19 protein-coding genes and 1 riboswitch are annotated in these 21,880 nt (G+C 74.0%); of the genes, 13 read left to right on the top strand and 6 right to left on the bottom strand.

What is annotated here, in order from left to right; all coding sequences use genetic code 11:
* Positions 1 to 92: 92 nt before the first annotated feature.
* A complete protein-coding gene (locus ACZ7LK_RS24800; RefSeq protein ID WP_471143409.1) occupies positions 93 to 893 on the bottom strand; it encodes a VOC family protein in 801 nt (266 codons plus the stop codon).
* Positions 894 to 1,148: 255 nt separating this feature from the next.
* Between ACZ7LK_RS24800 and ACZ7LK_RS24795 the strand changes: the two genes are divergently transcribed.
* Genes ACZ7LK_RS24795 through ACZ7LK_RS24780 form a run of 4 tightly spaced genes read left to right on the top strand, consistent with a single transcriptional unit; the run spans position 1,149 to position 4,181 of the window.
* Positions 1,149 to 1,637, top strand: coding sequence for a hypothetical protein (locus ACZ7LK_RS24795; RefSeq protein ID WP_392275569.1), 489 nt, complete (start codon positions 1,149 to 1,151; stop codon positions 1,635 to 1,637).
* 33 nt (positions 1,638 to 1,670) lie between these two features.
* On the top strand, positions 1,671 to 2,219 hold the full coding sequence (locus ACZ7LK_RS24790; protein WP_392275570.1) for a toxin: 549 nt from the start codon (positions 1,671 to 1,673) through the stop codon (positions 2,217 to 2,219).
* Between the two features lie 34 nt (positions 2,220 to 2,253).
* Positions 2,254 to 3,480 carry an MAB_1171c family putative transporter gene (locus tag ACZ7LK_RS24785; RefSeq protein ID WP_392275571.1) on the top strand — a complete coding sequence of 409 codons (1,227 nt, stop codon included), beginning with the start codon at positions 2,254 to 2,256 and terminating at the stop codon, positions 3,478 to 3,480.
* On the top strand, positions 3,477 to 4,181 hold the full coding sequence (locus ACZ7LK_RS24780; protein WP_471143405.1) for a hypothetical protein: 705 nt from the start codon (positions 3,477 to 3,479) through the stop codon (positions 4,179 to 4,181). The genes ACZ7LK_RS24785 and ACZ7LK_RS24780 overlap by 4 nt, the downstream gene beginning before the upstream one ends.
* A 25-nt stretch (positions 4,182 to 4,206) precedes the next feature.
* On the opposite strand, the gene ACZ7LK_RS24775 is transcribed toward ACZ7LK_RS24780, so the two are convergent.
* Complete coding sequence (locus tag ACZ7LK_RS24775; RefSeq protein ID WP_471143402.1) at positions 4,207 to 4,608, bottom strand: SsgA family sporulation/cell division regulator; 402 nt, start codon at positions 4,606 to 4,608, stop codon at positions 4,207 to 4,209.
* A 147-nt stretch (positions 4,609 to 4,755) separates the two neighbouring features.
* On the opposite strand from ACZ7LK_RS24775, the gene ACZ7LK_RS24770 reads away from it, so the two are divergent.
* The 4 genes from ACZ7LK_RS24770 (at position 4,756) to ACZ7LK_RS24755 (ending at position 8,495) form a co-directional block, all read left to right on the top strand.
* The gene (locus ACZ7LK_RS24770; RefSeq protein ID WP_392275574.1) at positions 4,756 to 5,970 is read left to right on the top strand and encodes a D-alanyl-D-alanine carboxypeptidase family protein; all 1,215 of its coding nucleotides are present in this window, start codon (positions 4,756 to 4,758) and stop codon (positions 5,968 to 5,970) included.
* Between the two features lie 40 nt (positions 5,971 to 6,010).
* Positions 6,011 to 6,994, top strand: coding sequence for a nucleoside hydrolase (locus ACZ7LK_RS24765; RefSeq protein ID WP_469464736.1), 984 nt, complete (start codon positions 6,011 to 6,013; stop codon positions 6,992 to 6,994).
* An 80-nt stretch (positions 6,995 to 7,074) separates the two neighbouring features.
* Positions 7,075 to 7,269 carry a hypothetical protein gene (locus ACZ7LK_RS24760; protein ID WP_471143398.1) on the top strand — a complete coding sequence of 65 codons (195 nt, stop codon included), beginning with the start codon at positions 7,075 to 7,077 and terminating at the stop codon, positions 7,267 to 7,269.
* A 20-nt stretch (positions 7,270 to 7,289) separates the two neighbouring features.
* Entirely contained in the window at positions 7,290 to 8,495 is a 1,206-nt protein-coding gene (locus tag ACZ7LK_RS24755; protein WP_392275577.1) for a threonine synthase, read from the top strand.
* 40 nt (positions 8,496 to 8,535) lie between these two features.
* On the opposite strand, the gene ACZ7LK_RS24750 is transcribed toward ACZ7LK_RS24755, so the two are convergent.
* The 3 genes from ACZ7LK_RS24750 to cobN are packed head-to-tail and all read right to left on the bottom strand — an operon-like array spanning position 8,536 to position 13,755.
* Positions 8,536 to 9,402 carry an SDR family oxidoreductase gene (locus tag ACZ7LK_RS24750; protein ID WP_392275578.1) on the bottom strand — a complete coding sequence of 289 codons (867 nt, stop codon included), beginning with the start codon at positions 9,400 to 9,402 and terminating at the stop codon, positions 8,536 to 8,538.
* A 13-nt stretch (positions 9,403 to 9,415) separates the two neighbouring features.
* Positions 9,416 to 10,114: a GNAT family N-acetyltransferase gene (locus ACZ7LK_RS24745; RefSeq protein WP_392275579.1), complete on the bottom strand. Its 699-nt coding sequence runs from the start codon at positions 10,112 to 10,114 to the stop codon at positions 9,416 to 9,418.
* Positions 10,111 to 13,755 (bottom strand): cobaltochelatase subunit CobN, encoded by a 3,645-nt coding sequence (cobN, locus tag ACZ7LK_RS24740; RefSeq protein ID WP_471143393.1) that lies wholly within the window; start codon positions 13,753 to 13,755, stop codon positions 10,111 to 10,113. The genes ACZ7LK_RS24745 and cobN overlap by 4 nt, the downstream gene beginning before the upstream one ends.
* Positions 13,756 to 13,791: 36 nt before the next feature.
* Positions 13,792 to 13,922, bottom strand: a riboswitch (cobalamin riboswitch).
* 11 nt (positions 13,923 to 13,933) lie between these two features.
* On the opposite strand from cobN, the gene ACZ7LK_RS24735 reads away from it, so the two are divergent.
* From ACZ7LK_RS24735 to ACZ7LK_RS24715, 5 genes are all read left to right on the top strand, one after another.
* On the top strand, positions 13,934 to 15,124 hold the full coding sequence (locus ACZ7LK_RS24735) for a cobalamin biosynthesis protein CobG (protein ID WP_471143390.1): 1,191 nt from the start codon (positions 13,934 to 13,936) through the stop codon (positions 15,122 to 15,124).
* Positions 15,121 to 15,768, top strand: a complete 648-nt coding sequence (locus tag ACZ7LK_RS24730; RefSeq protein ID WP_392275582.1) for a precorrin-8X methylmutase — start codon at positions 15,121 to 15,123, stop codon at positions 15,766 to 15,768. Before ACZ7LK_RS24735 ends, ACZ7LK_RS24730 begins: the two co-directional genes overlap by 4 nt.
* Positions 15,765 to 17,252 carry a precorrin-2 C(20)-methyltransferase gene (locus ACZ7LK_RS24725; RefSeq protein ID WP_392275583.1) on the top strand — a complete coding sequence of 496 codons (1,488 nt, stop codon included), beginning with the start codon at positions 15,765 to 15,767 and terminating at the stop codon, positions 17,250 to 17,252. The genes ACZ7LK_RS24730 and ACZ7LK_RS24725 overlap by 4 nt, the downstream gene beginning before the upstream one ends.
* 271 nt (positions 17,253 to 17,523) lie before the next feature.
* The gene (locus ACZ7LK_RS24720) at positions 17,524 to 19,551 is read left to right on the top strand and encodes a TerD family protein (RefSeq protein WP_471143386.1); all 2,028 of its coding nucleotides are present in this window, start codon (positions 17,524 to 17,526) and stop codon (positions 19,549 to 19,551) included.
* Between the two features lie 170 nt (positions 19,552 to 19,721).
* A complete protein-coding gene (locus ACZ7LK_RS24715) occupies positions 19,722 to 21,101 on the top strand; it encodes a D-glucuronyl C5-epimerase family protein (RefSeq protein ID WP_471143384.1) in 1,380 nt (459 codons plus the stop codon).
* Here the strand turns inward: ACZ7LK_RS24715 and ACZ7LK_RS24710 are convergent.
* Positions 21,058 to 21,870, bottom strand: coding sequence for a cobalt-precorrin-6A reductase (locus ACZ7LK_RS24710; RefSeq protein WP_469463592.1), 813 nt, complete (start codon positions 21,868 to 21,870; stop codon positions 21,058 to 21,060). The genes ACZ7LK_RS24715 and ACZ7LK_RS24710 overlap by 44 nt on opposite strands.
* Between the last annotated feature and the right edge of the window lie 10 nt (positions 21,871 to 21,880).

Raw genomic sequence — 21,880 nt, 5'->3', positions numbered from 1 at the left:
GGACCGGGCGGACCCGGCCTGGTCCGGCCGGGGCTTCCCGGCCGCGCGTCCCTTCGGGGGGCCGGGTGCGCGCGGGCAGGCGAGGGGGCGGGTCAGGGGACGTCGGCCAGGGGCGGCATCTCGCCTTCCGCCCTGCTCATGTCGATGACCGAGAAGGCCGCGCCCTGCGGGTCGTGCAGGCTGGCGAAGCGGCCGAAGGGGGTGTCCATGGGGCCCCAGACGGCGGTCCCGCCGCGTTCGGTCGCCCTCGCCACCGCCGCGTCGCAGTCGTCGACGCCGAAGTACACGTTGATGTACGGCGGGACCTCGGGCGGGAACTCGTCGGTCATCGCCATCCGGCCCAGGACGGGGTCCTCACCGACGTGGAAGACCCGGAAGTCCATGCCGTCAGGGGTCTCCATGGTCTTGGCCCGGTAGGGGAAGACGGCCGGGAAGAAGGCGTCGGACTTCGCCGGCTCGCGGGTGAAGACCTCCGCCCAGCAGAACGCGCCCGGCTCGCCGCGGACGTCGAACCCCTCGTGGGTGCCCGACTGCCACACGCCGAAGACCACGCCCCCGGGGTCGCGGGCCAGCACCATGGAGCCGAAGTCACCGACCCGCATCGGCTCCATCAGGAGCTCGCCGCCGTTGTCGCGGATCTTGCGGGCGGTGGCCTCCGCGTCCGGGGAGGCGAAGTACAGGCACCAGGCCGACTGGCCCTCCGCCCCGGGCATCGGCGGTACGACGGCGGCCACCGCGCGGCCGTTCGCGTACGCCTCGGTGTAGTTGCCGAACTCGGTCTGCGACTCGCCGAACGTCCAGCCCAGCACGTCTCCGTAGAAGCTCTTCGCGCCTTCGACGTCCGCGAACATCGCGTCCGCCCAGCACGGCACGCCTTCCGGTTGCACCGGCATGATTCCGTCCCTTTTCCGCTGTTCCGGTCAGGAATTTCACGCTAGCGAGCATTCCGACGGGGCGCGCGCCGACACGGACCCACGGGCAAGGGACTCCCCTCGTGGCCCCCTGCCCGTGTTTTTTCGAGTTAACAGTGACGTAGAGTGGTTGCGCAAGTCTGCTTCTGATGCGGGAGTGGGATGCTCCGCTTTGTCTCCGTCGATTACAGTACGAGCCCGTTGACGGATTCGAACTCGCGCGACGTGGGGACCCCGATGAGCGACGGCGAACAGCGCGGCGGCGGACAGCCCACGCCGCCGCACCGGGGCACGCCCGAACTCCGGACGTTGCAGCAGAAGGTCGAGTACATGGTCGAGAAGACCTTCCCGGGCCAGAAGATCTCGGGGCGGGTCTTCGCCGACCTGGTGAAACAGCGCGGCGGATCCCTCTCCCACAGCTACTTCTCCAACATCCTGGCCGGGAAGGTCACCCACCCTTCCGAGGACATCCTCAAGGCCCTCGGCCTGGGCTTCGGCGTCGACTGGCGGTTCTTCAAGGACGAGTCGGAAGTCGTGGACGACGTCGTCGCGGGCCTCCAGTTCCTGGCGAAACGGCGCACCGGGGAGATCAGCGGGGTCGCCGCGCGCGGCAACGACGAGGACGGCATCCCGGCGGAACTGCTGGAATTCGCCCTCGCACTGCTGGAGGAGACCAAGCAGCCCGGGCGGCAGAACGCCGGACCGGACGAGCCGGACGGCCGGTAAACTCGCCGATCATCACGAGGGCAAGAGGCGTCCATGTCCATGCGCGAGCTGAGGAAAGAGTGCGAAGCCGGACTCGCGGACCTACCCATTCCGGCCCCCTTCACCATCGAGGGGCTGGTGGCCAACATGGAGGCCGCCCGGGGCCGCACCATCGTCCTGCGTGAACTGCCCGACCGCCTGGCGCGCGTCAACGCCGCCTGCGGGCTCCGGCTCAGCTCCGGCACCACCAGCTTCGTCCTCTACCGCCGGCGCCCCACCGCGTACCAGACGCAACACGTCATCCTGCACGAGCTGTGCCACGAGTGGTTCGACCACGGGGCGAGCCTGGACGCCGCCCAACTGCGGCGGCTGCTGCCGGTGTTCGACACCTCGCTGATCTCCCGGGTACTCGACTCGGGCGCCACCGTCCAGGCCCGGGCGCAGTACGACACGCACGACGAACGGGTGGCCGAATTCGGTGCCTCGCTGATACCCCGGATGGCGCGGGACATGACGAGTGATGACATGGTGGGGCGGCTCGCCAACTCCCTGTCGCGGCCGGTCGCGAACCGGCGACGGGGGTTCTTCCGACGGAACCGCTGAACACCGCTCGACCGCTGAGACCGAGGACCTTCCCGTGACCGCACTCGATCTGGTCGGCTACCTCATAGCCGGCCTGATGACCGCCGTCGCCCTGTGGCGCATGCCGGCCGCCCTGTGGGGCGACGAGGAGGACCGGCGCCGACGGGCACTGTGGGGCTGCTACGCGGGGTTCGCCGCCGCCCTGTGGACCAAGACGGAGGCCGTGCGCACCGGGCTCAACAACAGTCCCGTCGTCGACCTCGCCGTCCTCATCAAGCACTACACGTCGACGGTGGCGATCCTCGCCATCCTCAGCTACATCGTCGCCATCTACGGCCACTATCCGGCCGACGGCACGGTCCCGCGGCACGTCCGGTTCGCCCGCACGGTCCAGCAGGTCGCGGCGAAGGCGTCCGTCGCGACGCTCGTCCTGCTGACCGTGCTGTTCTTCACGGTCGTCGACCGTTCCACCCCCTCCGACCGGTTCGTGTCCGACCACGCCGGGCAGTGGGGCGCCACGCTCTACATGAGCGTGTTCTACCTCTACCTGGGCGCCGCGTCCGCCGTCTGCGCGTACCAGTGGGCCCTGGCGACCGGCAACGCGAGCCTGCGGCACCTGCGGGTCGGGCTCGGCATGATGACCGCCGCCATGTTCATCGGCGTCGCCTACACGGTGAGCCGGACGCTGTTCATGTGGGCCAGCGTCCTCCACCGGCCCGGTCACGCCTTCGCCCAGAACTTCGACAAGGCCACCGAGCTGGCCCAGGACGTGCTGTTCGCGCTCTTCGCGGTGGGCGCGTCCATCCCGGCGTGCAGCAAGGGCTGGCGGCGGGTGAAGCTCTGGCGGGCCCAGGCGCGGCTGCACCCGCTGTGGCGGGAACTGATGACCGCCTTCCCCGACCAGCCCTTCGAGCCGCCGGCCCCGCTGGTGCGGGAGCTGACCCGGTTCGGCACCCCCTCGGACCTGCGGGTCGACCGGTGGGCCGCCGACATCGCCGACGCGGTGGAGAAGCTGCGGCACTACGTGCCGGACGGCCTGCTCGACGCCGCCGCGTCCGCCGCGGGCGGTCCGGGACCCCTCGCCGACGCGTACTGGATCAAGGCGGCCCTGGCCGCCAAGGCGGACGGGGCACCGGCCGGGAAGGCCGCCGCCGTGCGCCAGCGGCACGCCACCGACCAGGACGACGAGGTGGCGTGGCTGGTACGGGTCGCCGCGGCCTACCGGAGGGTCGGCGCGGACCGGGCGCGCGCCCTGCTCGCCCCCCTGGAGCGCACGTCATGAGCCGCCCCACGGGCACCGGCCCGGAGACCACCGTCCGCCCCGGCGCCACGCGGACCACCGGCCCGGACACCACCGGCCCGCATGCCACCGGCCCGGAGACCACCGTCCGCCCCGGCGCCGCCGCCGGCGACGACCGCGGTGGGGCCGCGCGTACCGTCACCGACGTCCTCCAGCCCCGCAACGTCCTGCTGGCCGGCATGCTCGGCATCGGCTGGGCGGCGGCCGGCCACTGGTCCGGCCTGCTGTGGGGCCTCCTCGGCGCGCTGTGCGCGGGGCTCGTCCCGGCCGGGTACATCGAGTGGGAGCGGGGGCGCGGCACATGGGGCGACCGGCACGTCGTCGACCGCACCAAACGGGCGCCGATCTTCTTCGTGATCCTGGGCTCCATCGGCACCGGCTCGGTCGTCATGGTCCTGGGGCACGCCCCGGCGGGGATCCTGGCCGCCATGCTGGCGCTGTGGGTGATGACCGTGGGGCTGCTCGCGGTGAACACCGTCTGGAAGATCTCCGTCGACTCGGCCGTCGCCTCGGCCGTGGTCGCCCTGCTGTCGGTGGTCCACTCGCCCTGGTGGCTGGCGGCGTACACCATGACCACCGCCGTGTGCTGGTCCCGGGTGGCGCTGCGTTACCACACGATCGCGCAGACGGTCGCGGGCGCGGCGCTGGGCGCGGCGACCGCGGCGGCGGCCTGGTTCATGTGAGCCGTCGGGCCACCCCTGGTGGCGGTCAGCCGGCGGCCAGGAGCTCCGCGAGGAACGCGTCCAGCTCCTTCAGGCGCTCCTGGCCCTCGGGGATCTCGTGGTAGGTCCGTTCCAGGAAGCGGCGCAGCGAGGGCACCCACACGGTGAAGACGGCGGTGTGCAGCAGTTCTATTCGCAGCTCCTCCCGGGTGCCGTTGAGAACCGGCCACATCCGTACGTCGCCCTCGCCGACCGCGTGGGCCATGCCGTCCCGGAGCATGTCGCGGTCCAGGCGCCACTCGGCGTACACGAACCCGGCGTGGGTGAAGCCGACCGTCACCGCGTACGGGTCGCGCGGGTCGTAGGTCAGGTGGGCCAGGACGGGGAGCTCGTGGCCGTCCGGCGAGAGAAGTCGCATGAAGACCTTGTCACGCAGGACCGCGTTCATGTCGTTCCTCCTGAGGGATGGGGGACGGGAGCCCCCTAGCAGGTGCCCCGGGAAACCCGAGTAATGCGGAGGAGGGGGTGACCCGCGGTACTCCGGTCGGCCCTCTCCCGCCCTGCGGGGGGTGCGCCCCGTCCCTACCGTGGCTGAATGATCGTCAGTTCGTTTCTGGCCGCCGCCCTGCTGTTCGTCCCCGCGGTGCCCGGGGTGCCCGGGGTGCCCGGTGGTCCGGCCGCCGGGCCGCGCCCCGTCGAGCCGGTGCCGCCGCCCGCGGCCGTACGCGTCGACCCGGCGGTCCTGCACCGCCCCGGCACCCAGGTGCGGGTCCCGCCCGGCGTCGCGGCGCCGCCCCGGCTGTCCGCCCGGTCCTGGCTGGTGGCCGACGCCGCCACCGGTGACGTGCTGGCCGCCCACGACGCCCACCGGCGGCTGCCGCCCGCCTCCACACTGAAGACGCTGTTCGCGCTGGCGACCCTGCCCGGCCTGCCGGCCCAGCGGCAGCACACGGTGAGCGAGCACGAGCTGCGGGGCATCGGGGAGGGCAGCAGCCTGGTGGGCGTGCGCGAGGAGGTCACCTACCGGGTGGCCGACCTGTGGCGCGGGGTCTTCCTCAGCTCCGGCAACGACGCCGTCCGCGTCCTCGCGGGCCTCGGCGGCGGCTGGGAGGCCACCACCCACAAGATGCAGGCCACCGCCCGGGTCCTGGGCGCCCTGGACACCCGGGTGGTGTCCCCCGACGGGTACGACGCCCCGGGCCAGGTCTCGTCGGCGTACGACCTCGCGGTCTTCGGCCGGGCCGGGCTGCGCGACCCGGACTTCGCCCGGTACGCCGCCACCGCGTACGCCAAGTTCCCGGCGGGACGCTGGTCGTACGGCATCCGCAACACCAACCGGCTGCTCACCGGCGCCGACGGGGTGCGGCGGTACCCGGGGCTCCTCGGCATCAAGAACGGCTACACCACCCACGCGGGCCACACCCTGATCGCGGCCGCCCGCAAGGGGGCGCGCACGCTGGTCGTCTCGGTGATGAACCCGCGCCGGGGCGGTGCCCACGCGGTGTACGAGGAGGCCCGCGACCTGCTGGACTGGGGCTTCGCGGCGGCGCCGCACGTCCGACCGGTGGGCTCCCTGCTGCCCCCGCGCGCCACGCTCCCGGTCCGGGCGGCCGCCGCCCCGGCGTCCCCGCGCACCACCCCGCCCGCACCGCCCGCACCGCCCACGGCGGCCGCGTCCACGGCGCCCGTCGCCGCCGCGACCGCCCGCGGTGACGGCGGGACGGGCCTCCTGCTGACCGTCACGTTCATCGGCTCGGCCTGTCTGGCCGCGGCCGCCCTGTGGCTGGCCCGCCGGCGGAGTGAGCGGTGAACGCCCGCCCGGAAGGTTCCGTCCTTGCCACACTGCCCCCATGACGCCCACCGCCGTGCCGCCCACCGCCGTGACCCCCGATCCCGTGACGCCCGTCCCCGTGATCCTGGACTGCGACCCCGGCCACGACGACGCCTTCAACATCCTGCTGGCCGCCGCCCACCCCGCCGTCGAGCTCCTCGCGATCACCACCGTCGCCGGCAACGCGACCGTCGAACGGACCACCCTCAACGCCCGCCGGGTGTGCACGGTCGCCGGCATCGAGGGCGTGCCGATCGCCGCCGGACTGGCCGGGCCGCTGCACGGGCCCGGCATCGTGGCCGGGAACATCCACGGCGAGTCCGGCCTCGACGGGCCCGGGTTCGGCGAGCCGACCGTCCCGCTCGACCCGCGCGACGCCATCACGCTCCTCCGCGAGACGCTCCTCGCCCACCCAGGCCCCGTGACGCTCGTCCCCACCGGACCGCTCAGCAACATCGCCGCGTTCCTGCTCGCCCACCCGGCCCTGGCCGCCGACCGGATCGGGCGGATCGTGCTGATGGGCGGCTCCACGGGGCGCGGCAACCGCACCCCGGCGGCCGAGTTCAACATCGCCGCCGACCCGGAGGCCGCCGACATCGTGTTCTCCAGCGGCCTGGACGTCACCATGATCGGGCTGAACGTCAGCCACCAGGCGCCGGCCACGCCCGACGTCCTCGCCCGGCTGGAGGCGCTCGGCACGCCCCTGTCACGGCTGTGCGTCGACCTGCTGACGTACTTCGGCACCACGTACCGCGAGGTGTTCGGACTCGCCGCGCCGCCGCTGCACGACCCGCTGACCGTCGCCCACCTCATCGACCCGGACCTGATCACCACGGTCCGCGCCCCGGTCGCCGTCGAGCTGACCGGCACCCACACGCGCGGCGCCACGGTGGTCGACCTCGACGGCGTGACCGGCCGCCCCGCCAACGCCCGTGTCGGCACCGGTGTGAACGCCCCCGCCTTCTGGGACCTCGTCATCGACGCCGTCCGTACCCTGGGGTGACCCGCCTTCCCCGGCCCCCGGTGGACACCGCGCGGCAAACCCCGCCCGTTTCGTCCCTGTTGGGTGGGTACCCGTACCCCATGGACACGGACACGCACACGGACACCGGTGGGAACAGAGACGGGAAGACCACGGCCCCGGCGGCCTTCGAGCCGCCGGTCACCATGAGGCGGCGCGAGCCGCACGGCCGGATCCGCACGCACCGGCCCGCCGTCGCCGACGGCACCGCCGCGGACGGGGCGGTCGAGGGCAACATCGTGCGGGGCGAGGACTGAGCCGCGCATAGGCTCGGCGCATGACCGCCTACGCCGTTTCCCTGGCCAACTCGCAGCGCTCACTGGGGGATCCGAGCCTGCGCTACCCCCTCCACCCGCCGCTCCTGCGGGGCTGCCCCCGTACCGCCACGCCCGGCCTGGTCCACCCCTTGGAGGTCGACTACGCCTACGAGGACACCCCGGCGGACCTGTTCACCTCGTCCCCGCGCGGCGGGGGGCTGGAGCGGTGGGCGCCGCTGCTGCCCCCGCTCGACGCGCCGGGGCTGGGCGAGGGCGGCACCCCGCTCATCCCGTTCGGCGACGGCACGTGGATCAAGGACGAGTCGCGCAACCCCACCTGGAGCCACAAGGACCGGCTCAACCGGGTCGCCGTCAGCGCCGCCGTCCACATGGGCGCCGAGGGCATCGCGGTAGCGTCCTCCGGCAACCACGGGGCCTCCGCAGCCGCGTACGCCGCCCGGGCCGGGCTGCGCTGCGTCGTCCTGGCCTCGGCCGGCGCGCCCCCGGCGATGGCCTCCTTCGTCCAGGCGTACGGCGCCGACGTCCTGGCCGTCCCGAGGGAGGCGCGGTGGCCGCTGCTCGCCGAGATCGCGGAGCGCCTCGGCTACCACACGGTCAGCAACCTGACCCCCACCCACACCGGGCACCCCTTCGGCCCGGAGGGCTACAAGACCGTCGCGTACGAAATCCACGGCGAACTGGGCGTGCCCGCCGCGGTGTTCGTGCCCACCGGCTACGGCGAGCTGCTGTTCGGCGTCTGGAAGGGCTTCCGCGAACTGCGGGACCTCGGGGTCACCGACCGGGTGCCCCGGGTGTTCGGCTGCGAGCCGGCGGCCGGCGGTCCCCTCGCGGCGGCCGTACGGACCGGGGTGCCGGCCGCGGTGGTGGAGGTGGGCCCCACCGACGCGTACGGCATCTCCTGCTCGGCCGGCGGTCACCGGGCCGTGCGGGCGGTCCTCGACAGCGGGGGCGACGCGCTGCTGGTGACGGACGGGGAGATGGCCCGCGCCCGGGACGAGCTGGCCCGGCAGGGCGTGTGGGCGGAGTTGTCGGCCGCGGCGGGGCTGGCCGGCTTCCGCCAGTGGGCGGCCCGCGAGGGCGGCTTCGACGGGCCGGTGGTGTGCGTGTCGACGTCCAGCGGGTTCAAGGACCGCTCGGTGGGCGGCGACCCGATGGAGCCGGTCGAGCCCACGTGGGAGGCCGTCTCCCGGCGGCTGCGCCGGTAGGGCGGCCTCCCCGGTTCCGGGCGGACCCGCCCGGCGGCCGTCACCGGAGGTGGGCCCAGGAGTGCGGGTGGGCGGTGAGGTACTCGCGCAGCGTCATCGGGGCGTGGCCGGTGAGACGGCGGACCGTGTCGGCGACGGTCGCCATCTCGCCGGTGGCGATCGCCTCGTAGGAGGTGACCCAGCCGGTGACCTCCCAGTGCTCGGCGCCGTACGCGGCGCGGGAGGCGTACGCCTCGGCGCGGGTCTCGGGGACGTAGGCGACCGGCCGGCCGGCCGCGCGGGACAGCTCCTCTGCCGCCTCGGCGAGCGTGAGCGCCTCCTCGCCGGTGACGTCGTACGTCGCGCCGTCGTGCTCGCCGCCGCCGAGCAGGACGGCCGCCGCCACGTCCGCGATGTCCTCGTGGGCGACCGCCGCGACCCGGCCGTCGCCCCCGGGGCCGCGCAGCACGCCGTCCTCGCCGGTCATCGCGGCGAACCCGGCGAGATACCAGCTGTCCCGCAGGAACGTGTGCGGCACGCCCTGCGCCTCGATGTACCGCTCGGTGTGCCAGTGGTCGCGGGCGAAGGTGAACGTCGCCTGCGGGGCGGCCCCCAGGAACGACACGTACACGATCCGCCCGACGCCCGCCGCGAGCGCCGCGTCGACCGCCGTGCGGTGCTCCTGGATCCGGTCGGGGCTCTCGTGCGCCGACACCAGGAACAGCGTGTCGGCGCCGTCCAGGGCGCGGCGCATCGCCTCGCCGTCCCCGTACGGCGCGGGCGGCGCCTTCACCGCGTCCGGCAGGTCCGGCAGCCGGCCGGGATCACGGCCGAGCAGCCGGGCCTTGACGCCCTGGTCGGCGAGGCGGCGGGCGACACGGCCGCCGATACGGCCACTCGCCCCGGTCACAGCGATCACGGATGACATACCGGCGAGTGTGTCAGGCGTACACCTCGGTGACCTCCAGCACGCGCGCGGTGATGCGCCCGTCCGGCGTACGCCCCGGGTCGGCCAGGTAGGCGCGGTAGGCGTCCTCGGTCGGGAACCGCACGAGGTGGACCTCCGACAGCCCGTCGGCGGTCCGCAGCCGCCGCTCCAGCCGCCCGCCGTGGCGCGGGAGGAGGGCGAGCGCCTTCTCCTCGTACGCCGTGGCCTCGTCCACCGCGTCGGCCGGGTAGTCCAGGAGCACGGCCAGTTGGAAGGACGGGGCGGGCGGGCCGTCCAGCGGCTTGTAGAAGTGGACGTCCACGTTCCCGCCGGGGAAGCCCTCGGAGCGGCCGGTCTCGACGTAACCGAGGCGCCGGTAGAAGGCGGGCGCCTGGAAGGAGAACGACGACACGATCACGCGGTCGCAGCCGCGCCGCCGCGCCTCCTCCTCCGCCGCGCGCAGCAGCCGCGTCCCGAGCCCGGTGCCGCGCCGGTCCTCGCGGACCCAGACCATGGAGACGCCGGCGAGTCCGCCCCACGTCCAGCCGGTGAGCCCGCCGGTGATCTCGCCCGTCGCGTCGTCGGTGGCGCGCACCGACAGCCCGGCCTCGTCGGAGGCGCCCGTGGCGGCCCGGTTGAAGGCCGTCAGCTCCGCGTCGAGGCGGGCCGCCAGTTCCTTGTCCTCGCCGCCGGCCGTGAGCGTCGTCGTCACTTGTCCTCCAGGTCTCCCTCGGTCTCCAGGAAGACCTGCTTCAGCCGCTCCAGGACCGCCGGGTCGGGCTTCTCCCACATGCCGCGCGACTCGGCCTCCAGCAGCCGCTCGGCGATGCCGTGCAGGGCCCAGGGGTTGGCCTCCTGGAGGAACGCCTTGTTCTCCGGGTCGAGCACGTAGGTCTCGGTGAGCTTGTCGTACATCCAGTCGGCGACGACGCCGGTCGTGGCGTCGTACCCGAAGAGGTAGTCGACGGTCGCTGCCAGTTCGAAGGCGCCCTTGTAGCCGTGGCGGCGCATCGCCTCGATCCAGCGCGGGTTGACCACCCGGGCGCGGAAGACGCGGGAGGTCTCCTCGACGAGGGTGCGGGTGCGGACCGACTCGGGGCGGGTGGAGTCGCCGATGTACGCCTCGGGGGCGGTGCCCTTGAGCGCGCGGACGGTCGCGACCATGCCGCCGTGGTACTGGAAGTAGTCGTCGGAGTCGGCGATGTCGTGCTCGCGGGTGTCGGTGTTCTTGGCCGCCACCGCGATGCGCTTGTACGCCGTCTCCATCTCGTCGCGCGCCGGGCGTCCTTCGAGGCCGCGCCCGTACGCGTAGCCGCCCCAGACCGTGTACACCTCGGCGAGGTCGGCGTCGGTGCGCCAGTCGCGCGAGTCGATGAGCTGGAGGATGCCGGCGCCGTAGGTGCCGGGCCGGGAGCCGAAGATACGGGTGGTGGCGCGGCGTTCGTCGCCGTGCTCGGCGAGGTCGGCCTGGGCGTGGGCGCGGACGAAGTTGTCGTCGGCCGGCTCGTCGAGGGAGGCGGCGAGGCGGACGGCGTCGTCCAGGAGCCCGATGGTGTGCGGGAAGGCGTCCCGGAAGAAGCCCGAGATGCGCAGCGTCACGTCGATCCGGGGCCGGCCCAGCTCGGCGAGCGGGATCGCCTCCAGGCCGGTGACGCGGCGGGAGGCGTCGTCCCAGACGGGGCGGACGCCGAGGAGCGCGAGGGCCTCGGCGACGTCGTCGCCGGCGGTGCGCATGGCGCTGGTGCCCCACAGGGACAGGCCGACGGAGTCGGGCCACGCGCCGTTGTCGTCGCGGTAGCGGGTCAGCAGCGACTCGGCGAGCGCCTGGCCCGTCTCCCACGCGAGGCGGGAGGGGACGGCCTTGGGGTCGACGGAGTAGAAGTTGCGGCCGGTCGGCAGGACGTTGACCAGGCCGCGCAGCGGCGAGCCGGACGGTCCGGCCGGGACGAACCCGCCGTTCAGGGCGTGCACGGCGTGGTCCAGCTCGTCGGTGGTGGCGGCGAGGCGCGGGACGACCTGGCGGGCGGCGAAGTCGAGGACGGCGGCGACGGCGTCGTCGTAGCCCTCGGCGACCGTGGCGACGGCGGCCGGGTTCCAGTCGGCGGCCTCCATGGCCTCCACCAGGGCGCGGGCCTTGGCCTCGGCCTCGTCGGCGCCGGTGCGGGTGGCGGCGGACTCGTCCAGGCCGAGGGCCTCGCGGAGGCCGGGCAGGGACTGGGTGCCGCCCCAGATCTGGCGGGCGCGGAGGATGGACAGGACCAGGTTGACCCGCTCGGGGCCGGTGGGGGCGCCGCCGAGGACGTGCAGCCCGTCACGGATCTGGGCGTCCTTGACCTCGCACAGCCAGCCGTCGACGTGCAGCAGGAAGTCGTCGAACCCGTCGTCGTCCGGGCGGTCCTCCAGACCGAGGTCGTGGTCGAGCTTGGCGGCCTGGATGAGCGTCCAGATCTGGGCGCGGATGGCCGGCAGCTTGGACGGGTCCATGGAGGAGATCTGCGCGTACTCGTCGAGCAACTGCTCCAGGCGGGTGATGTCGCCGTACGACTCGGCGCGGGCCATCGGCGGCACCAGGTGGTCGACGAGCGTGGCGTGCACGCGGCGCTTGGCCTGGGTGCCCTCGCCCGGGTCGTTGACCAGGAACGGGTAGACCAGCGGGATGTCGCCGAGGGCCGCGTCGGGGCCGCAGGCGGCGGACAGGCCGGCGTTCTTGCCGGGCAGCCACTCCAGGTTGCCGTGCTTGCCGAGGTGGACCATCGCGTCGGCGCCGAAGCCGCCGTCCTCGGCGCGGGCGGCGATCCAGCGGTAGGCGGCCAGGTAGTGGTGCGACGGCGGCAGGTCCGGGTCGTGGTAGATCGCGATCGGGTTCTCGCCGAAGCCGCGCGGCGGCTGGATCAGGATGAGGAGGTTCCCGCGCCGCAGGGCGGCGAGGACGATGTCGCCCTCCGGGTTGCGGGAGCGGTCCAGGAACATCTCGCCGGGCGGCGGGCCCCAGTGCCGCTCGACCTGCTCGCGCAGCTCCGCCGGCAGGGCGGCGTACCAGCGCTTGTAGTCGGCGGCCGGGATGCGGACCGGGTTCTTGGCGAGCTGCTCCTCGGTGAGCCAGTCCTGGTCGTGGCCGCCGGCCTCGATCAGGGCGTAGATCAGCTCGTCGCCGTCGCCGGACGCGAGGCCCGGGACGTCCTCGGCGCCGAAGTCGTAGCCCTCCTCGCGGAGCCGGCGCAGCAGTGCCACGGCGGAGGCGGGGGTGTCGAGGCCGACGGCGTTGCCGATGCGGGAGTGCTTGGTGGGGTACGCGGAGAGGACCAGCGCCAGGCGCTTGTCGGCGTTCGGGATGTGCCGCAGCCGGGCGTGCCGGACGGCGATCCCAGCGACGCGGGCGGCGCGCTCGGCGTCGGCGACGTACGCGGGCAGGCCGTCGGCGTCGATCTCCTTGAACGAGAACGGCACGGTGATGAGGCGGCCGTCGAACTCGGGGACGGCGACCTGGCTGGCGGCGTCGAGCGGGGAGAGGCCCTCGTCGTTCTCCTCCCAGGCGGCCCGCGAGCCGGTCAGGCACAGGGCCTGGAGGATCGGCACGTCCAGGGCGGCGAGGGCGCCGGCGTCCCAGGCCTCCTCGTCGCCGCCCGCCTGGGCCTCGGCGGGCTTGGTGCCGCCGGCGGCGAGGACGGTGGTGACGACCGCGTCGGCCGTGCGCAGGCTCTCCAGCAGCTCCGGCTCGGGGGCGCGCAGCGAGGCCACGTACAGCGGGAGGGCCTGGCCGCCGGCGTCCTCGATGGCGTCGCAGAGGGTGGAGACGAAGGCGGTGTTGCCGCTCATGTGGTGGGCGCGGTAGTAGAGCACGGCGACCACGGGGCCGGTGGTGGCGCGCGCGGTGCGCTCCAGGGGGCCCCAGGTGGGGGCGGCGGCCGGGGGCTCGAAGCCGTGGCCGGTGAGCAGGACGGTGTCGGAGAGGAAGCGGGCGAGCTGCTCCAGGTTGTCCGGACCGCCGTGGGCGAGGTAGGCGTGCGCCTCGGCCGCGATGCCGATCGGGACGGTGGAGGTCTCCATGAGCTGGGCGTCGGGGGCCTGTTCGCCGGTGAGGACGACCAGCGGCGTGCCGGTCGCGCGCAGCGCCTGGAGGCCGTCCTCCCAGGCGCGGATGCCGCCGAGGAGGCGTACGACGACGAGGTCGGCCCCGTCGAGGAGGCCCGGGAGGTCGTCCATCGGGAGCCGGGCGGGGTTGGCGAACCGGTACGCGACGGGGCCGCCGGCCGCGCGGGCGCTGAGCAGGTCGGTGTCGGAGTGCGACAGCAGCAGGATCGTCGTGGCGGGCGCCGGGGCGGGCGCCGTCTCGGGCGTGGTCGCGTGCGTCATGACGTGCGCAGGCCTTCCTCGGGGTGTCCGCGCCCCGGGTGGTCGTAGGACGGCGGGAGTTCCTGACTCGTCCGGTTTCCGGCCGGACTCACAGTGGCGGGACCGCGCCGGATTCTCACCGGGCTTCCTCCCTAGGGCCCTGGGACCCTGTGCCGTCTGCATAGTAGAGGCTGCGCGTATGCTCGCCGCCATGCCGCCCAGCTCACCAAATCCCCAGGACCGGGGTGAAGCGCACATACGGGACCGTGTCCGCGAGCGCGGTGACGCGTGCCCCGGTGCGCTCCGGCTGCACCGGGCCGACGACGGGTCGCTGGCCCGGCTCCGCCTCCCCACCGGCGTTCTGACGCCCCGTCAAGTCCTGGCGCTGGCCGACGCGGCGGACCGCCTGGGCGACGGGCACCTCTCCCTCACCTCGCGCGGCAACGTGGAGTTGAGGGGCCTCGGGGAAGGCTGCGGACTCGGGCTGGCGGACCTGCTGCGGGACGCCGGACTGCTGCCGTCCGAACGGCACGAGCGGGTACGGAACATGGTGGTCTCGCCGCTCGCCGGCGCCGGCGTGCAGGCGTGGGCCTCGCGCCTGGACGAGCTGTTGTGCGCCGAGGACTGGACGCCGGAGCTCTCCGGCCGCTTCCTGTTCGCCGTGGACGACGGGCGGGGCGACGTGGCGGGCCTGGCCGCCGATGTGACGTTGCTCGCAGAGCCCGCCGGGACCGGCCTGGTCCGGGTGGGGCGTACGACCCACCGGGTGTCCTCCGCCGACGCGCCCCGCGCCGCGCTCGCGGCGGCCGGGGCGTTCCTGGCGGCGGCCCGCTCGGCCGGCACCGGCGCCTGGCGGGTGCGGGAGCTGCCGGCTGGGCAGGACGTGGACGTGGACGGACACCTGCGCCGGGCCGGCGTCGCGGCGGAGCCCGTACCGGACGCGGCGTTCCCCACGTGCCCCCCGCCCGCGCCCGGAACGGCCGGCGACGGCATGCTGTCCGTCCTGGCCCGCCTCGGCCGGGTGACCACCGCCCAGTTCCGCGCCCTGCTGCCCGCCGGGGAGGTGCGGGTCACCCCGTGGCGCGGGTTCGTCCTGCCCGGCTTCACCGACCCGGCGGCGGCCCGCGAGCGGCTGCGCGCCCTGGACGGGGCCGGGTTCATCACCCGTACCGACTCCCCCTGGATCGGCGTCACCGCGTGCACCGGGCGCCCCGGCTGCGCCAAGTCCCTCTCCGACGTACGGGCGGACGCCCGGCCCCGCGAGGGCGCCCTGCCCGTCCACTGGTCCGGCTGCGCACGCCGCTGCGGCCACCCCCAGGGCGCGTGGACCGACATGGTGGCGACCGGCGAGGGCGCGTACCAGCCGACCGTACAAGGACCGACGAAATGAGCGAGAGCAGAGTGTTCGACTACGAGAAGGACGGGGCGGAGATCTACCGCCAGTCCTTTGCCACGATCCGTGCCGAGGCGGATCTCGCGGGCCTGCCGGCCGACGTCAGCCAGGTCGCCGTGCGGATGATCCACGCGTGCGGCATGGTCGACCTCGTCCGCGACCTGGCCTACACGCCGGACGTGGTGGCCCGCGCCCGCGAGGCGCTGCGCGCCGGCGCGCCGATCCTGTGCGACGCGCAGATGGTCGCCAGCGGCGTCACGCGCAAGCGGCTGCCCGCCGGCAACGACGTGGTCTGCACGCTCTCGGACCCGTCCGTCCCGGCGCTCGCCGCCGAACTCGGCACCACCCGCAGCGCGGCCGCCATGGAGCTGTGGCGCGACCGGCTCGAAGGGTCCGTCGTCGCGGTGGGCAACGCCCCGACCGCGCTGTTCCGGCTGCTGGAGATGATCGAGGCGGGCGCGCCCCGCCCGGCGGCCGTCATCGGCATACCGGTCGGGTTCATCGGGGCGGCCGAGTCCAAGGACGCGCTGGCCGCCTTCCCGGGCCTGGAGCACCTGGTGGTGCGCGGCCGGCGGGGTGGCAGCGCGATGGCGGCGGCGGCGATCAACGCGATCGCGCACGAGGCGGAGATCCAGGCATGAGCGGCAAGCTGTACGGCGTGGGGCTCGGCCCCGGCGACCCGAATCTGATGACGGTCGCGGCGGTGAAGGCCATCGCGGCCGCCGACGTGATCGCGTACCACTGCGCCCGCCACGGCCGTTCCATCGCCCGTTCCATCGCGGCCGAGCACATCCGCGAGGACCACGTCGAGGAACGCCTGATGTACCCGCTGACCGTCGAGACGACGGACCACCCGGGCGGGTACCGGGGTGCGCTGAACGACTTCTACGAGGAGGCGTCGGCGCGGCTGGCCGCCCACCTGGACGCGGGCCGCACGGTCGCCGTCCTCGCCGAGGGCGACCCGCTGTTCTACGGCTCCTACCAGCACATGCACAAGCGGCTGGCGGACCGGTACGACACCGAGGTCATCCCCGGTGTCACCTCGGTGAGCGCGTCGGCGGCCCGGCTGGGCAAGCCGCTGTGCGAGGCGGAGGAGATCCTGACGATCATCCCCGGCACGCTGCCGGAGGAGGAACTGACGGCCCGCCTGGCGGCCACCGACTCGGCCGTCGTCATGAAGCTGGGCCGGACGTTCCCGACGGTACGGCGCGCCCTGGAGCGGGCGGGCCGGCTGGACGACGCCCACTACGTGGAGCGGGCCACGATGGCCGGCGAACGGACCGGCGCCCTGGCGGACGTCGACCCCGGATCGGTCCCCTACTTCTCCGTGGCGGTGCTCCCGTCGCGCGTCGACTCCGGCCCGGCCGTGCCCGCCTCGGGCGAGGTCGTGGTCGTCGGCACCGGCCCGGCGGGCCCCCTGTGGCTGACGCCCGAGACCCGGGGCGCGCTCGCCTCGGCGACCGACCTGGTGGGCTACACCACCTACCTGGACCGGGTCCCCGTGCGCCCCGGCCAGGAGCGGCACGGCTCGGACAACAAGGTCGAGTCGGAGCGCGCCGAGTTCGCCCTGGACCTGGCCCGCCGCGGGCGCCGGGTGGCGGTGGTGTCGGGCGGCGACCCGGGCGTGTTCGCCATGGCCACGGCCGTCCTGGAGGTCGCCTCCCAGGACCCGTACCTGGACGTCCCGGTCCGCGTCCTGCCCGGCGTGACCGCCGCGAACGCCGCCGCCGCGAAGGCGGGCGCCCCGCTGGGCCACGACTACGCCACCCTCTCCCTGTCGGACCGGCTCAAGCCCTGGGAGGTCATCGCCGAGCGCCTCCGCGCGGCGGCCGCCGCCGACCTGGTGCTCGCCCTCTACAACCCGGGCTCCGCCAGCCGCACCTGGCAGGTCGCCAAGGCCCGCGAACTCCTCCTGGAACTCCGGGCCCCCGACACCCCGGTGGTCGTCGCCCGCGACGTGGGCGGCCCGGAGGAGTCCGTCCGCGTCCTCCCGCTCGCGGACCTGGACCCGGCGGAGGTCGACATGCGGACCCTGCTCCTCATCGGCTCCTCCCAGACCCAGGCGGTCCGCCGCGCCGACGGCACCACGATCGCCTGGACCCCCCGCAGGTACCCGGAGGCGTAACCCCGCCGGGGCCGGCGTCACCGCGACGCCGGCCCCCGCGCCCTTCCCGCCGCCACGGCATGCCGGCGCGGTGCCGCCGCCGGTACCCTCCGCCCCCACCTGCCGCCCTTACCGGGCGTCATGTCACGGCCACCCATTTTTTCGCGGTTCCGCACAGACCCCGGGCCTTGGACGCTAGGGTTCCGGAACGGTACATGTGTGACGCACCACACACTGTTTTCCACCGGCTGCCGGGGTGCGTCCCGAGGCGGCTGTGCATCTGGGGGGCCGCATGCACACGATGGTCAAGGGCGCCAACATCGGTCTGTCGGCGCTCAGTGCGGACACCGGTTCCGTGACGGTGGGGCTGAGTTGGAGCAGCAGCACCGGTGAGGGCGACGCCGACGTGTCCGTGCTCCTGCTGAACGGCACCGGAAAGGTGCGCAGCGACGCCGACTTCTACTTCTACAACAACCCGGTCGCCGACGACGGAAGCGTGCAGCTTCTGGGCAAGACGCCCACCCCCGACGGCAGCGTGGACCGGATCAGCTTCGACCTGGAGGCCGTACCGCCCGACGTCGAGCGGATCATCGTGGCCGCCAGCCGGTACGACGGAGCGCATTTCGGTGAGCTGGACGACCTGTGCCTGTCGCTCGTCGACGGTGCGGGAGAGGGACTGGTCCGCTTCCCCGTCGACGACGCCGGTGTGGTGAGCGCCTTCATCTTCGGGGAGCTGTACCGGCGGGCCGGTGAGTGGAAGTTCCGCGCCGTGGGTCAGGGATACCACTCCGGGCTGGTCGGCCTGGCGACGGACTTCGGTGTCGACATCGAGGACGACACGGAGGAGGACGTCCCCGAAGCCGGGCCGAAGGAGGAGACGGTGAGCGGCCCGGTGCCGCCCGTGGTCCGGGAAGCGGCGCACGTCCCGCCGCCCAGGGCCGGCGAGGCCGCCCCGGCGGGAGCGGCCGCGCCCAGGAAGCCCGCCCGGCCACGCGCCGCGAAGAAGAAGGTGACCCTCCCGAAGACCGTCAAGAAGTCCCTCGCCGAGAACGAGTCCTGGCGGACCGCCCGGCTCTTCCCCGTGACCGCGCTCAAGAGCGACCGGGAGCGCGAGACGCGGGCCACGTCGGTCCTGCTGTCGGTGATGGCCCAGGTGCCGGAGTTCGGCCGGCGCCTCACCGCCGGCTTCGGCGCACCGGCGGGACGAATGGAGACGTTCACCGAGGTGTCGCTGCCGCACGGCGACTCCCCCAGGCGTCCCGACGGCGTCATCCGCGTCGAACGCGCCGGAAAGCTGTGGACCGCCCTCGTCGAGACCAAGACGAACGGCAACCCGCTCAAGTCCGAGCAGGTACAGGCCTACGTCGACATCGCCGCACGACGCGGTTACGAGGCCGTGATCACGCTGTCCAACGATGTCGCCCTCGAGGGCAGTCCGCTGGTCGACATCAAGATCGACGGGCGGCGCAAGCACAAGGTGGCCCTCTGGCACCTGTCCTGGGCCGAAGCCGCCCACCAGGCCCAGATGCTGATCCGGCACGAGGGCGTCGGGAACGCGGCGCACGCCTGGCTGCTCCAGGAACTGCTGCACTACCTCCAGCACGACAACTCGGGATGCCACGGGTTCCAGAACATGGGAGCGGCGTGGGTGCCGGTGCGGAACGGGATCGACAACGAGACCCTGTGCCAGGGCGACGCGCGGGCCACGGAGGTCACCGAGAGCTGGGAGCGGCTGATCCGGCAGGTGTGTCTGCGCCTGGGCGGTGAACTGGGGCGGAAGGTGCTGCCCGTCCAGCGCGCCAGACGAGGTACGGATCCCCGTACCCGCCGTGCCGAGATGGCGGAGCGGCTCTGCCTGGAGGGACGGTTGCACGCCGAGCTGCGCATGGAGGACACGCAGGGGATCCTCGCCATCACGGCGGATCTGCGCACGGGCAAGCTGCGCACATCGATCGAGCTGCCGTCGGCAGAGCAGGGCTACCCGCTCACCAGGGCCAAACGCCTGATTCGCCAGTTGGCGGCCGCTCCGGCGGACCTGCACATCGAGACCCTGGTCGCGGGACCGGGAGTGGGGCCGAGGGGCACCTTGGAACGGCTGCGCCCCGAACCCGCGGACATCCTGCCGAAGGACGGCGCCGAGATCGTCGGCTTCCGGCTCTCCCTCTTCAAGGGCATGGGTACGGGGCGCGGCTCTGCCGAAACCGGGTTCATCCGCAGCGTGGACGAGGCCGTGGACCGCTTCCATGCCCAGGTCATCACCCACCTGGACCGACGCGGCTCGCACCGGGCTCAGGCCGAGGAGACGGCGGCCGACCGCTGACGTCGGCCGGCCGGGGCGGCGCGCCGGGGCGAACCAAGATCCTCCCTTCGGGGAACAGCAGGTGACTGTGTGGCCTGTTGGGGGGATGCGTGGTGGAGAGCCGTAGGTGGTTGCTGAAGGCCGCAGGGGGCGGTGCGGCGGCGGTGGCGTTGGCCGGAGGTGGGTTTCTGGTGGGACGGCGGGCTCCCGGCGAGCAGGTGGCGGTGCCCGGCGGGCTGCCGTTCACGTTCGCGGTGCGGGGTTTCCGGTGCGTGCTCGACCTGCCCGACGGGATGCGGCCGTGGCGGGACCGGGTGGCCCCGCGCGAGGACGAGGGGACGCACGACGGGGACGGGGTGCGGATGTTCCGGTGGAAAGGGGGGCTGCACGACCACCCGGTCGGGCAGATCCAGTACGGACTGGAGAACCTGGCCGCCCACCGGCGCAGCGGGGACGTGTTCTTCCTCGACCGGGCGCGGGCGCAGGCCGAGCGGGTGATGGCGCGGCGGCACGAGCGGCGCGGGGCGTGGTTCTTCCCGTACCCGTTCGACTTCACGCACGACGTGCACACCGGTGTCTCCTACGAGGCGCCCTGGTACTCCGGCATGGCGCAGGGCGAGGCGCTCAGCCTGTTCGCCCAGCTCGCCGGGCTCCCGGCCGTTCCGGCGGAGGCGCGGGAGCGGTACCGCCGGGCGGCCGACGGGGCGTTCCGGTCACTGCTGGCCGGGGACGGCGGACAGCCGTGGGTGGTGGCCCGGGACGAGACGGGCCACCTGTGGATCCACGAGTACCCGATCGACGCGCCGGGCACGTCCGACCACACGTACAACGGCTTCATGTTCGCCGCGCTCGGGCTGTGGGACTACTACGCGCTGACCCGCAGCCCACTGGCCGCCGACCTCTTCGACGGCTCGCTGACCACCCTCGCCGCGAACTTCCGGAACATGCGCAACCCCCGCTGGCTGTCGCACTACTGCCGTACACACGCCGTCCCGACGAAGTCGTACCACCCCGTGCACGTCACGCTGCTGCGCCGGCTGTCCTGGCTGTCCGGCAGCGAACTGCTCGCCGCGCAGTCGGACCTGCTGGTGGACGACTACCCGGCGCCGTCGCTCGGGAAGGACGGCGGGCGGGTGCACCTCGCGGAGGGGACACACACGCTGTTCCGGTACGGCGACGACGGCACCGTCACCGGCACCCGAGCCCTTGAGCCGGCCGGCCCGACCGAGGCCACCGCCTCGCACCGGATCCGGATCGAGGGGCGGGACGTGCACTACCTCCTCACGGAGGGTCCCGGCGCCGGCTGGTACGTGGCCGAGCGCTACCCGGCCGCGTACCTGCGGGGCGAGTGGTGCGCGTCCGACTACCTGCCGGCACGGCGGGCGCGGTTCCGGGCCGGGGTGAGCGTCGTGTGCCGCCGGGGCACGGAGGAGCGGACGGTGACGTACCCGAAGGACACTCCGGTGCGGTACGACCGCCGCGCCCTCGTCGACGGCCGCATGATGCTGCGCGCGGTCGACGGGGACGTCAAGGGCTGGTGGGTGCCGGGCTCCCAGCTGCTGGCGGGCTGACCCGGCTCCGGGGGCGGCTCGGCGGGAGTGCCGTCGCGCCGTTCGTCGCCCACACCGCGGCCTCCTCCGGGGTCGCCGCCAGCGGGACACCGTCCGGGACCGGTGGGCGGCGGACCACGACGACGGGGACGCCCGCCTCGCGGGCCGCGGTGAGCTTGGGTGCCGTCGCCGCGCCGCCGCTGTCCTTGGTGACCAGGACGTCGACGGCGTACCGCCGCAGCACCTCCCGCTCGCCGTCCAGGCTGAACGGTCCCCGGTCGAGCAGGACCTCCATGTGCGGCGGGTACGGCGGTTCCGGGGCGTCCACCGAGCGGAGCAGGAACCAGGCGTCGGTGATGTGCGCGAAGGCGGCGACGCCCATGCGCCCGGTGGTGAGGAACACCCGGCGGCCCAGCGCGCGCGCCGTGTCCGCGGCCTCCGCCAGGGTGTCCACCGGATGCCAGTCGTCCCCGTCGACGGGGGCCCACCCGGGCCGGCGCAGGGCGAGCAGGGGAACATGGGCGTCGGCGGCCGCCTCAGCCGCATGGAAACTCATCGTGTCCGCGAAAGGATGGGTGGCGTCGATGACCGCGTCCACCTGGTGCTCGCGCAGCCACCGCGCCAGGCCCCCGGCCCCGCCGAACCCCCCGACGCGGACCTCGCCGGGGGGCAGCCTGGGCGCGGCGACGCGGCCGGCCAGCGAGCTGGTCACCCGGACGGCCGGGCGGTCGTGGAGCATCTCCGCGAGGCGGCGGGCCTCGGTCGTTCCGCCGAGGATCAGTACGTGCATCGGGAGCCGT

The organism is Streptomyces sp. NPDC039423 (assembly GCF_055598725.1).
The sequence above is the reverse complement of the archived record's forward strand: the minus strand, read 5'-3'. Positions and strand labels throughout refer to the sequence as shown.